This is a genomic window from Acinetobacter chengduensis (assembly GCF_003664645.1).
GTDB lineage: Bacteria > Pseudomonadota > Gammaproteobacteria > Pseudomonadales > Moraxellaceae > Acinetobacter > Acinetobacter chengduensis.
On the sequence record NZ_RCHC01000007.1, the window covers coordinates 154,141 to 166,519 of the forward strand.

The 12,379-nt window shown below is 41.3% G+C and carries 9 protein-coding genes; 6 read left to right on the top strand and 3 right to left on the bottom strand.

Features of this window, described 5'->3' with window-relative positions:
• Positions 1-184 precede the first annotated feature (184 nt).
• From D9K81_RS08300 to D9K81_RS08310, 3 genes are all read left to right on the top strand, one after another.
• Positions 185-1,327: an OmpW/AlkL family protein gene (locus D9K81_RS08300; protein ID WP_120375255.1), complete on the top strand. Its 1,143-nt coding sequence runs from the start codon at positions 185-187 to the stop codon at positions 1,325-1,327.
• A 181-nt stretch (positions 1,328-1,508) separates the two neighbouring features.
• Entirely contained in the window at positions 1,509-2,723 is a 1,215-nt protein-coding gene (locus D9K81_RS08305; protein ID WP_120375256.1) for an MFS transporter, read from the top strand.
• A 346-nt stretch (positions 2,724-3,069) separates the two neighbouring features.
• The gene (locus tag D9K81_RS08310; protein ID WP_120375257.1) at positions 3,070-4,035 is read left to right on the top strand and encodes a TauD/TfdA dioxygenase family protein; all 966 of its coding nucleotides are present in this window, start codon (positions 3,070-3,072) and stop codon (positions 4,033-4,035) included.
• 128 nt (positions 4,036-4,163) lie between these two features.
• On the opposite strand, the gene D9K81_RS08315 is transcribed toward D9K81_RS08310, so the two are convergent.
• On the bottom strand, positions 4,164-5,219 hold the full coding sequence (locus D9K81_RS08315) for an alpha/beta hydrolase (RefSeq protein WP_407923625.1): 1,056 nt from the start codon (positions 5,217-5,219) through the stop codon (positions 4,164-4,166).
• Between the two features lie 195 nt (positions 5,220-5,414).
• Positions 5,415-6,830: a Si-specific NAD(P)(+) transhydrogenase gene (gene sthA, locus D9K81_RS08320; protein ID WP_120375258.1), complete on the bottom strand. Its 1,416-nt coding sequence runs from the start codon at positions 6,828-6,830 to the stop codon at positions 5,415-5,417.
• A gap of 219 nt (positions 6,831-7,049) precedes the next feature.
• Here sthA and lipA point away from each other — a divergent pair, with 219 nt between their 5' ends.
• The 3 genes from lipA to D9K81_RS08335 all read left to right on the top strand — a co-directional run bounded on the left by lipA (position 7,050) and on the right by D9K81_RS08335 (position 11,430).
• Positions 7,050-8,063 (top strand): lipoyl synthase, encoded by a 1,014-nt coding sequence (gene lipA / locus D9K81_RS08325; RefSeq protein ID WP_120375259.1) that lies wholly within the window; start codon positions 7,050-7,052, stop codon positions 8,061-8,063.
• A gap of 319 nt (positions 8,064-8,382) precedes the next feature.
• Positions 8,383-10,902: an acyl-CoA dehydrogenase gene (locus tag D9K81_RS08330; RefSeq protein WP_120375260.1), complete on the top strand. Its 2,520-nt coding sequence runs from the start codon at positions 8,383-8,385 to the stop codon at positions 10,900-10,902.
• Positions 10,903-11,043: 141 nt separating this feature from the next.
• Entirely contained in the window at positions 11,044-11,430 is a 387-nt protein-coding gene (locus D9K81_RS08335) for a carboxymuconolactone decarboxylase family protein (RefSeq protein ID WP_120375261.1), read from the top strand.
• Positions 11,431-11,521: 91 nt separating this feature from the next.
• On the opposite strand, the gene D9K81_RS08340 is transcribed toward D9K81_RS08335, so the two are convergent.
• A complete protein-coding gene (locus D9K81_RS08340) occupies positions 11,522-12,358 on the bottom strand; it encodes an NAD(P)-dependent oxidoreductase (protein WP_235831035.1) in 837 nt (278 codons plus the stop codon).
• Positions 12,359-12,379 lie beyond the last annotated feature (21 nt).

The window sequence follows — 12,379 nt, forward strand, 5'->3', positions numbered from 1 at the left end:
TTCATACTGTTTCTATATTTACAGAACCAAACAAATAAAGCGTACAAAATACGACATAATTGCATTGCCTTAACAGGATAACTACTTAAATATTCGCTTTAAGAAACAATAAATTAATAACGTTATTTGCATAATAAAAAACTTAGAAAAATTATTAGCAGTATACGGACATGGAGTCCAAACAATGAATAAAACACTCGTATGTATCGCAACATCCTGTATGGCTTTACCCATGCTCAGCCATGCTCAATCCCCCTACTTTAGCCTCAAAGATGGGGATGGCTTTAAACGTTTTTCTGTTTCAGTTGGCGCATTGCATGTCATGCCTCAAGGCAAAGCACAACCTTTTCAAGTTGATACTATTGTAGCTGAAGGCACAAAGGCTAAAGTGGGCGATGTACTCGGTAGCTCTGTCGTCGATGCAATTGATACATCAGTCAGTGGTGCATCCACCAAAAAATCTTTGCTTTCTAGCCTATTAAAAGGTGAAGAAGCCATTTTAGACACAGGCATCACCCAACAGGGCTTAATTTCATTTAAAGGCAGTGATGGAAAACAATACCTTAAAAGTAGCATAGCTGGCGAAGCGGAACTTGATGGCTTATCAACTTGGAACAATCCGGGCACTGGACTAGAAGCCGACAACGTGACCACGCTCGGCATTATGACCAACTACTTTTTTACCGATAATCTATCGCTAGAAATGAAAGCAGGGATTCCACCTAAAGTTGATTTAAAAGGTACAGGCAAAATTTACGCACCACTTAGCGGTATTGCCACACCTGGTAGTATTGGTTCTATTTTAGGTGATTTACCCCTGAAAAAAGATATTGAAATTACCGATTTAAGTGCTCATGGTACTGCAGCTACCGCACGAGCATGGACCCCTGCTGCTGAGTTGCAATATCACTTTGGTAAAACGGGTGTCAACAAATTCCGCCCTTATGTGGGAGTAGGCGTGATGTATGCTTACTTCAATGAACTAGAAATGAATCCACAAATTAAGCAAGATTTAGTCAATGCTGGTCACATGATTGCCAATATTAAAGATGGTAAAGCGGGTGCTGCACTTGATGGAAAAACCAGTAGTGCAAACCCTCAAGTTGATTTAGAAGCCTCTAGTGCTTTTGCACCTGTTGCCACAGTGGGCTTTACTTATGACTTTAATGACAAATGGTTTGCCGTAGGCTCTGTGTCTTATGCACATCTTAAAGGCGATACCACTATTACAGTCAGTGACGCAACTAAAGGCGAGCTCATTCGCTCTAAAGCAGATATCGACATTAACCCTATTTTGGCTTACGCCGGTGTAGGTATACGTTTCTAAACTTTAAACTGTCTTCTTTAAATCATAATCACAACACCAATAAGACAGCTCCCTGCTGTCTTATTGGCTTTTAGGCCAGTCTTACATAACAAAATTTTATTATCAGGTTAAATTTAATTAATCGTAACACTGAGTGTATTAGCATAAAATAACGATACTCTTACTGTAATGTACTGCGCTAATGACAGAAACCCGATTTTCCAAGCCTCTGATTTATATGTTAATTGGTAGTGCTTTCATTTTGGCTTTGTCTTTGGGCATACGTCATGGTTTTGGCTTGTACTTAGTTCCAATGAGCCATGAATTTGGCTGGGGACACAATGTTTTTAGCCTTGCAATTGCTATGCAAAACCTTATCTGGGGTGCAGTTCAACCAATTACAGGTGCCTTTGCCGATAAATATGGCAGTAAAGTTGTCGTCGCGATTGGGGGCATGCTGTATGTTATTGGCTTACTGCTTATGGCAATTAGCTCCACAGGATTATTATTAAATCTAAGCGTAGGTTTAATTTTAGGTTTAGCGCTTTCAGCGACTTCATTTCCCGTTTTACTGTCTGCTGTAGGGCGTGCGGCACCTCCAGAAAAACGTAGCCTTGCAATGGGCATTGCCAGTGCGGCAGGTTCATTTGGGCAATTTATTATGCTCCCCTCCACACTACTGCTATTACAGCATATTGGTTGGTCAGCAGCCCTTGTGGTCAGTGCAATTTTAGTCGCGCTTATTATTCCTTTAGCATGGATGCTTAAAGCACCCATGTATATCGCCCCGAATACTCCTGCACAGAGTCCACACCCAAGCTTAAGCTTTAAGCAAATTTTAGTGATTGCAAAACAGCACAAACCTTTTTGGTTTTTATCACTAGGTTTCTTTGTTTGTGGCTTTCAAGTGGTGTTTATTGGCATTCATTTACCAGGATATTTAAGCGACCACGGCTACAATGCCACCACGGGCACTATCTTTCTGGCCTTAGTCGGACTGTTTAATATTGTGGGCACATACGGCGCAGGTTGGCTTGGTGGCAAATATTCAAAGCCTCATTTACTCATGCTATTGTATGGCTTACGTGGTATCGCAATTATCGGGTTTTTATTATTGCCTCTAAGCACATGGACGATTTATGCTTTTGGTGTCACGATGGGCTTATTATGGTTATCTACAGTCCCGCTGACCAATGGTATTGTAGCCAATATGTTTGGTGTTAAATACTTAACCATGCTCAGTGGTATTGTATTTTTCACCCATCAAGTAGGCTCATTTTTTGGCGGTTGGCTCGGTGGTCTAAATCACGACATGACGGGTAACTACAATATGGTCTGGGCATTTTCCATTCTACTCAGTGTATTTGGTGTATTGGTGCATTTGTGGGTTAATGAGGATACAGTAGTTCATGAATAATTCCATGTTTTGGCTTAGATTTTCCATTTCAGCAGGCATCGCTCTGTTATTCATCTTGTCGATTGCTTTATGGATGCAAACGCCGTCATTATTTACCCATTTCCAACAAGCTTTTTGTGCGCATTAACGCTATTAAACCGCAAAACCTGAGCTAAAAAATGTCAAAAACTTGACATTTTTTAGCTGATTTTAAGGATATTTTTGCAAGAAAGACTAAAAGAAAATAAATCATTTACTTAAGCTATTTTTATTAATTTTTCATAAACTTATCTTATTTTTTAATTTCTCAATGTGTTTGTTATTTCATAAATTTTGTGAATCCAAATACAACTTCTGTGAAATAAAAATGACAGCTTTAACTCAACTTTCTCAAGCTATACATGATGCACCACGTTGGCATCAAGCGGATCAATTTCAGAACCCCAATGAAATTCAAATTGTGCCTTTATCAGGTGAAGCATTGGGTGCGGAAGTCTACGGACTCGATGCAAAAAAAGCGCAAGCAGGCGAAACTATTCTTCGCTTAAAACAGGCCTTGGCTGAACATCTGATTTTAATTTTTAAACAGCAAAGTTTAGATGATCTACAGTACCTCGCTTTTGCCAGCTACTTCGGTTCAATCTTTCGTCCAAGTGCAGACACGCCTGTCTTGGCGACTCAAAAAGACACGGGTACTCCCCCTGATGTAGTGCCTGTATCGAATGCGGTCGGACAAGGTGATTATACTGGTTATGGTGAACTGACTCCGCATGCCGATCATCAATGGACACCGTTACCTTCTTTTGGCTCTTTGCTCTATGCAATTGAACTCCCACAAGATGGTGGCCAAACTTCTTGGTACAACACCATTAAAGCCTACGATGCTTTAGATGATGCTACCAAACAGCATATTGATCAGCTACAGCTCATTACCTACAACCCATTTGTACGTATAGCTCAAAATAAAGCACAAGATCCAAGTGCTGGTTATGGCGTATTTCCTCGTTATCGTTTTAAAGACCAACCGATTGTTGGCGATGCCTATGCCCACCCACTGGTAAGAATCCACCCAGAGTCAGGCCGTAAAGCACTTTGGCTCAGTACTCACAATGAAGTTGAATTGGTGAATTATGATGATCAAGCAGGAAGTGAATTGATTGCACAATTGCGCGAGCATATCTTAAAGCCTGAGTTTCGTTATGAACATCAATGGTCAATAGGCGATATTGTATTTTGGGACAATCAAGTGACCTTACATTCACGTCGCCCATTTCCATCCGAGCAACGTCGCTTACTGAAGCGCATTAGTTTGGCTGGTGGCCGGCCGTTTTAAACGTTTAGCCTCAACAAAAATGTGCAATAAAAAGAAGTTAAAACAATAATAAATACTCTAATCTGCGCGCACCATACTTCAAAACAACAACACTGTTGTGTGGTGCTTTATTTTTAAAATGTGATGATTTAGTGATATGCATTGGCTTTATAAAACGCATCAATCGCATTCACCATTTGATTTAAGCCCGGCTGTTCTAAAGGATAATGTCCTGCATTCTTTAAGATGACCGTTTTTACAGGCACATGCTGAATCCGCTTCAAAAATAATTCACTTAATGCCAGTGGCGTCCAACGATCTTTCTCTGGTTGAGCTAATAATATTGGTGCAAGGTTAAAGTCTTCAGGTTGAATCGCCCGTGTATGGTTTAAATATGAATCTAAAAAGGCCACTGAAACCATATTTCCCGCAGAACTTTTATCAGCCAAAAATACGTCCAAAGCTTGTGGATTATTTACCAAAGCAGACATTTTACTCACCCAACGAATGGGTATCTTAGTATTTTTAAAAGCCGACTTGGCTGTCCAGTGTGCAGTACTCGAACCTACACGGCTCATCCATTTATTCAGTGAAATTTGATCTCTAACGACACTATTTTGTGGATCTAAAAATGTCATGCCTGCGATGGCTTTAATATGCTTATTTTCTGCTGCTACATCATAGGCCAGCATGCCTCCTGCACTTAATCCATACAGTACAATAGGTCGTTCATCGTGGGCTTGCTCATTGATAATCAATTGATTTCCTGCCTGCACCCAATCGTCGTAGGCAATATTAATTCCAGCGCCAACTTGTGTCATACCATAGCCTGGTAAATCTATGGCAATGACTTCATAACCACGCTTGGCCAATTGACCACCCAAAACCAAATTCAATTGACGTCCATTTGTTCCCACGCCATGAAATAAAATCACTTTAATCTGAGCTTGAGGGTTTCGAAAAGTGTCTAAATGAATATTATGTCCTTGCCACGCCCACCACTCTTCTGTGGGTAAATGATCGGGGCTTAAATGGAAGTCTCTAGGTAAAAACTGTTCTATATCTTTCCATGCCTGTTGCTGACTATAGGTCATTTGTATTGGATCTTTAATTCTGCTTTGTGCCACGACTGTATTTGCACCAATCAACTCGAACACAATTAGGCACAACATAGACCATGATGCTAAACGCACTCTTTCTATCATCTTTGCCCTGTCCCACTCTTTTATGCCCTATTCATCTAACTATGCTATTTTTTTCATTGCATTTACACGATGTAATTTTTATGCACTTTTCGTGTTTTTTAGTGAAGTCTTTTTAACCCACCATTCGTTGCATATTGATCTGTTTTAAAGGCATTAAAAAACCCGCCGTAGCGGGTTTTTTAATCTGCTCTAGACTTAGAACAAGCGATTCATACCATTTAAGGTTGCCACACGGTAAGCTTCCGCCATCGTTGGATAGTTAAATGTTGTTTCTACAAAGTACTTAATCGTATTATTCGGGCTATTCATAACAGCCTGTCCAATGTGAATAATTTCCGCTGCGTTGTTACCAAAGCAATGTACACCTAAAATTTCTAAAGTGTCGCGGTGGAATAGAATCTTCAATTCGCCCACGGTATCGCCAGTAATTTGCGCACGTGCCAAATGACGGAAAGATGCTTGACCCACTTCATACGGAATTTTTTCTTCAGTTAACTGCTGTTCAGTCTTACCAATAGATGAAATTTCCGGAATAGTATAGATACCCGTTGGAATAGAAGTGACAGGTTTCAAACCTTCTTCACCGCTCATGTTACCGCCAGCATTACGCCCTTGGTCATAAGCAGCAGAAGCCAATGATGGCCAGCCAATAACATCACCCGCCGCGTAGATGTTTTCAACTTCGGTTTGGTATTGCTCATTCACCGTCAATTGACCACGACTATTTGGTTTTAAGCCTACATTTTCTAAGCCTAAACCATCAGTATTGCCTGAACGGCCGTTACACCACAAAATCGCATCAGCTTTAATTTTCTTGCCACTTTGTGTGTGCATGACAACATGGTCATCAAAGGTTTCTAAGAAATCGATTTGTTCATTATGACGAATTAATACACCTTGCTCACGTAAGTGATAAGACAATGCATCAGAGATTTCATCATCTAAATAACTTAAAAGCTTATGCTGCGTGTTGATCAAATCTACTTTATGATCGAGACCAATGAAGATCGATGCATATTCACAACCAATTACACCTGCGCCGTAAATAATGATTTTCTTAATAGAAAAATCTAGATCCAAAATTTTGTCTGAATCAAATACACGCGGATGATTAAAGTCTAAAATGTCTGGACGGTATGGACGTGAACCTGTTGCAATCACCAATTGTTGGAAAACAAGCGTTTCTGTTATGCCATCCGCACTAAATACCATCACGGTATTTTTGTCTTGTACGTAAGCACGACCATGATAGATATCAATTTTGTTACGGTCATAAAAACGTGAGTGCGTGTCTACTTGTAACTGAATCACTTTATGTGCATTACGAAGCACTTGCTTCATGGTGAATTGTTTCCATTCACCTACTTTTTGGAACATCGGATCGCGCTGGTAGCGAATAATGCTCGAAACTGTTTGACGTAATGCTTTACTTGGAATTGTACCTACGTGTGTACAGTTACCACCAAGTTGCTCACGCATATCTACAATTGCGACGCGCTTACCAGATTTCGCAAGTTTCATTGCAGCGCCTTCACCCGCAGGGCCCGAGCCGAGAACTACCGCATCGTACTTGACGAAATTCCCACTAACGACCTCTTTTTTACGTGGCATTCAACGCTCCTTAAAAAATCTAAAAATTCAAAATTGCTTGATTCTGGCCTATATTATGACGCAAATATTGTGCTTTTGCTGTATTTAGCTCACACATATTAGATGATAACAACATTTTTTAAATGAATACCGTTTTTCCCACATTTAAGCTTAACTCGGCTATAATATTGGGACTTATTTTCGTATCTCTCCCCGTCTGAAACAGTGGAAAAGTTGAATATGTCTGAAAACCGTAAACCTGAACAGGGTGTCAAACTTCGTGGCGCAGAAAAAGTCGCTCGTATTCCTGTAAAAGTTATTCCTACGGTTGAAACGCCACGTAAGCCAGACTGGATCCGTGTAAAAATGTCTGCACCAGAAGAAGTGCAGCGCATTAAAACTACATTGCGTGCACAAAAACTACATACCGTATGTGAAGAAGCGGCGTGCCCGAACTTACCAGAATGTTTTGGTGGCGGTACTGCAACATTTATGATCATGGGCGACATTTGTACCCGTCGTTGTCCATTCTGTGACGTTGCCCATGGCCGTCCAAATGCACTTGATCCTGATGAGCCTCGCCACATGGCGGAAACAATTTCAAATTTAGGTTTGAAATATGCCGTAATCACTTCTGTAGACCGTGATGACTTACTGGATGGCGGTGCGCAGCACTTTGTAGATTGTATTAAAGAAACACGTGAGCTCAGCCCAAAAACACTTTTAGAAATTTTGGTACCAGATTTCCGTGGGCGTATGGATATTGCACTTCGCATTATGACTGAGTGCCCACCCGATGTATTTAACCACAACATCGAAACTGTACCCCGTTTATATAAAGCAATGCGTCCAGGTTCTGACTATCAGCACTCTTTAAACTTGCTCAAAATGTTTAAAGAATACTGCCCAGACGTACCTACAAAATGCGGTTTGATGGTGGGTCTTGGTGAAACAGAAGAAGAAGTTTTGGCATTGCTGGATGATTTAAAAGCGCATGATGTTGACTATATAACTATTGGTCAATATCTACAGCCATCTAAGCAACATGCGCCACTTGACCGCTTTGTCACTCCTGAAGAGTTTGAACGTTATACAGAGCATGGTCAGAAATTAGGTTTCAAAAATATTTGGGCCGCACCAATGGTACGTTCAAGCTACTTTGCAGACCGTCAATATTATGGCGAGCCTGTACCTCAAGTACGCCGTAAAACTGACCCTGCTAAAAAAATTGCTGTGCAAACAATTGAAGCTTAATGTTTTAAGTGTCTTTCCCGCACACTGAAAATAAAAGCCCTCTCATATAGAGGGCTTTTATTTTGCTAATGACTTTGTTGTAGCAATACCAACACGGCCAAATTACCTAAAAATACATTTCTAAAACATAAAAATATTGTATAGCGATCATTTTTTATTCAGCCTTAAAACATGCATTTTTGCTCTGTCAGATTTTGAGCATTAAGACTTTATAACTGTATGACATAACACATTTAAAACAACAGCACACCGCTTTTTCAATCTATTAATCTCACCGTGCTGATGCACAATCCGGCGCAAGCCAAAGGAGCACAGTTCTATGTTATTCCTGCTTTGCATTATTTTACTTGTCGTAGCCTTATGGGCCATCTTCTTTTTTGAACTCTCCCGTATCGCTGGCAGTGCTACGCTGATCATACTGTCTTTAATTGTGGCGTGGATCAGTCCTTGGTCACTGTTGCTAGGTCTACCGCTCATTCTGATTAGCCTACTTGTACTGATTGAACCACTTAGGATTAAATTTATCAGTCAGCCAGCCTATAAAACGCTAGCCAATGCAATGCCGAGTATGAGTAGCACAGAACGTGAAGCGTTAGATGCTGGCACCAGCTGGTGGGAAAAAGAACTTTTTATGGGAGCACCAGACTGGAAAAAGTTTGATGCGTATCCATATCCACAGCTCAGCGCAGAAGAGCAAAGCTTTTTAGATAACGAAGTTGAACAACTCTGTAACATGGTAAATGAATGGGATATCCATCATAAATATAAAGACTTACCGCCAGAAGCATGGCATTTCATTAAAGATAATGGGTTTTTAGGTCTGATTATTCCAAAAGAATACGGCGGACGTGAGTTCAGCTCATTTGCACAAAGTCGTATCATGAGCAAAATCGCTTCACGTTCATTAACCACTGCCGTGAGTTGCATGGTGCCAAACTCTCTTGGCCCAGGCGAGTTACTATTACACTACGGTACTGAAGAACAAAAAGATCGTTACTTACCGGGCCTTGCAAAAGGAACGGAAATTCCTTGCTTTGGCTTGACCAGTCCAGAAGCAGGCTCAGATGCTGGTGCAATACCCGATACTGGCGTGGTGTGCTATGACGAATATGAAGGCCAGCAAGTTTTGGGCTTAAATATGAATTTCTCTAAACGCTGGATTACTTTGGCACCCATTGCTACCGTGATTGGTTTAGCATTTAAGCTCTACGACCCAGAACATTTGCTGGGCGATCCAGATCAATCAGATTATGGCATTACCTGTGCATTGCTCCCTGCTCACCATCACGGCGTAGTGACTGGCGCACGTCATAATCCAGGTTCGCCATTTATGAATGGGACTGTGGAAGGTAAAGATGTTTTTATCCCACTGGAGTGGATTATCGGCGGGGTCAAAAATGCAGGTAAAGGCTGGCGCATGTTAATGGAGTGTCTTGCTGTTGGTCGTGGTATTTCCCTGCCCGCATTGTCTACAGCTGCAAGTGAAATGAGTTATTTAAATGTCGGTGCATTTGCCAAAGTTCGCCAACAGTTCAAAATTTCTGTAGGTAAATTTGAAGGCGTACAGGAAGTTGCAAGTGATATTGCCAGTGATACCTATATGCTTGAAGCTTTCCGTTACATGGTGACCTGTGGTTTAAACCAAGGGGGTAAACCTGCTGTGATGACAGCAATGGCCAAATACTATGCCACTGAAACAATGCGACGCGTGGTCAATCACGGTATGGATATTGTTGGCGGTCGCGCGGTACAGCATGGGCCAAGAAATTTCTTGGCTTTGAATTATCAAGCGATCCCTGTCTCAATTACTGTTGAAGGTGCCAATATTCTGAGCCGTTCACTAATGATCTTTGGACAAGGCTCTATGCGTTGCCATCCCTATTTATATGAAGAACTGCAGCTCCTACAAGCAGAAGACAGTGTAGCAGCACTTCCTCAATTTGACACACTGTTATTTAAACATCTCGCGTATACCTTTAACCGCACTGCACGTGCTTTCGCCTATGGCTTTACAGGTGACTCGAGCAATGCTTCTGAGCACTCAGATGACTTTACAGCGCCTTACTACAAAATCATTAACCGTTTGAGCACAGACTTTGCTCTCACCGCGGATATGTGCCTGGGCTTGCTCGCAGGTGATATTAAACGTAAAGAAATGCTCTCTGGACGTTTGGCAGATATGCATTCATATCTATTTATTGCTACGTCTATTTTAAAGTTTTATGAACATGGTTCAAAGACTGAAGCTGAACAGTTGCATGCGCAATTGGCTTTAGACAAAGCACTGTATCAGGCGCAAGAAGCATTTTATGGCCTGTTTGAAAACTTCCCTATGCGCCTTGCCGCAATATTAGTGAAATTCATCTGCTTCCCATTTGGTCGCCCACTGAACAAACCAAGCGATGAGTTAAAAAGAAAAGTGTCCGAAGCCTTTATGCAAGATAATGCTTTCCGTCAGCAACTAAAACAGCATGTACATTATTCTGTAGAACCAGATGATGTGAATGGCCGCATGGAAACTGCATTTTTACAATTACTTCGCATTGAACCACTGTGGGATAAATTTAAGAAGGCTGAATCTAAAGGCCAATTTAAAGGATTGAGCTTTGAGGAACATTTAACAGATGCTGAAGCGACTGGCTTTATCACTATTGAAGAAGTGCAACAATTGAAAAGCTACAACATTCAGCGCTATGACAGCATGCTGACCGATATTTTTGATGCAGAACTTCAAGATGAGCTTGAGCTGGTCAACCCACACGACGATAGCCAGCCTGAAAAACAGAATACATCTTCGCAAAATAGCAATGACGAGCCTGAGGCCTTCCTTCGCTTTTAAATAGTATTTTCAATTATTTTTGAAATCTTAACCCTTCGGTGATATTCGACTGCTGAAGGGTTATTTATACGACTATCAGCCAATGGCTTTGATCCCTCAGAGGTATAGGCTATAGCAGAAATATAAAAACCGAGGGTAAAAATGTCGCAACAAGATTATGAAAATGGCCTAAAAGTACGTACTGAAGTCATGGGGGAAAGTTTTGTTAAACGCGCACAAGACAATACCGTAGCATTTACGCAACCGTTACAAGATTGGATTAATGAACATGCATGGGGTTCAACATGGCAACGCGAAGGTGTATTGCCACGTAAATATCGCTCCCTCATTACCATTGCATTTTTAACCGCGCAAAAGAGCCCAACTGAACTCAAAGGCCATGTCCGTGGTGCATTAAACAATGGTGCAAGCGTGGAAGAAATTCAGGAAGTGTTATTACATAGCCTGCCATATTGCGGTGCACCTGCAACACAAGAAGCTTTTCGTGCAGCATTAGAAGTGATTAACGAATATCAAAAGCCTGAATAAAACAGGATTTGCCAATTCGAAATTAAAAACCGCAGTTCACTGCGGTTTTTTTATTTAAATACTCAGGTAGCCCAATGATCTGCCTGAAAGATTATGACAATTCAATCCGATTCATTTGCTCAAGGCTTTGTACCGCTGCAGAAAAATCCAAATCTTGCGCTTTAGATTTTTCAATACGGGTAAATTGTTGTTGCACCATTTGCATAGCAGGCAATTGAAGTTGCTCCTGCTGAATTAAATCTACTGCGATGCCGATATCTTTTTGCAGTAAATCCAGCGCAAAGGTTTTATTAAAGCCGCGGTTTAGGACACGTTGCGCCATAATATTTTCCGACATGCTACTTTTACCACTAGAATGATTAATACAGCTCAGCGCAGAAGCCAAATCAACCCCTTTAGACTTCAATAACGTCATACCTTCTGCTAGTGCCCATAAATGTGTCGCCATGAGCGTATTATTCACAGCTTTTACTGCAAAGCCTGAACCACTATCACCAACATGCTCAATCAAACCAGCAAAGGCTTGAATCACGGGCTTTGCTTGCTCAAAAGCAAGTGCATCGCCACCCACCATCACGGTTAAAGTACCATTTTCTGCACCAATGGTTTGACCAGACACAGGCGCATCTAAATAAGCGACGCCTATCGTTTGCAATTGTTTACTGAGTTTTTGCGCTGATTCTGGCACACCACTAGTGCAATCAATCCAAACACTACCCGCTTTAGGTGGATGTGCTTGAATTAATTGCTCTACATCTGCACTGGTGGGCAAGCAGGAAAATATGTAATCGGCTTGAACCGCTTGCTCAATTGTCACCGCTTGAGTGGCAAAGTGTGATGCGTGCTGTTGTGCTTTTGCTTCAGTACGATTCCAGACCAAAACATCTAAACCTGTTTTAGGTAAATGGGAAGCCATGTGCCAACCCATCGCGCCTAAACCAATAAATGC

What these genes read in the sequence shown, in the direction of transcription:
- lipA (WP_120375259.1), top strand. Translation starts at nt 7,050, where the DNA reads ATGTCTGAAAACCGTAAACCTGAACAGGGTGTCAAACTTCGTGGCGCA.
- sthA (WP_120375258.1), bottom strand. Translation starts at nt 6,830, where the DNA reads ATGCCACGTAAAAAAGAGGTCGTTAGTGGGAATTTCGTCAAGTACGAT.
- D9K81_RS08330 (WP_120375260.1), top strand. Translation starts at nt 8,383, where the DNA reads ATGTTATTCCTGCTTTGCATTATTTTACTTGTCGTAGCCTTATGGGCC.
- D9K81_RS08310 (WP_120375257.1), top strand. Translation starts at nt 3,070, where the DNA reads ATGACAGCTTTAACTCAACTTTCTCAAGCTATACATGATGCACCACGT.
- D9K81_RS08315 (WP_407923625.1), bottom strand. Translation starts at nt 5,219, where the DNA reads ATGATAGAAAGAGTGCGTTTAGCATCATGGTCTATGTTGTGCCTAATT.
- D9K81_RS08340 (WP_235831035.1), bottom strand. Translation starts at nt 12,358, where the DNA reads ATGGGTTGGCACATGGCTTCCCATTTACCTAAAACAGGTTTAGATGTT.
- D9K81_RS08335 (WP_120375261.1), top strand. Translation starts at nt 11,044, where the DNA reads ATGTCGCAACAAGATTATGAAAATGGCCTAAAAGTACGTACTGAAGTC.
- D9K81_RS08300 (WP_120375255.1), top strand. Translation starts at nt 185, where the DNA reads ATGAATAAAACACTCGTATGTATCGCAACATCCTGTATGGCTTTACCC.
- D9K81_RS08305 (WP_120375256.1), top strand. Translation starts at nt 1,509, where the DNA reads ATGACAGAAACCCGATTTTCCAAGCCTCTGATTTATATGTTAATTGGT.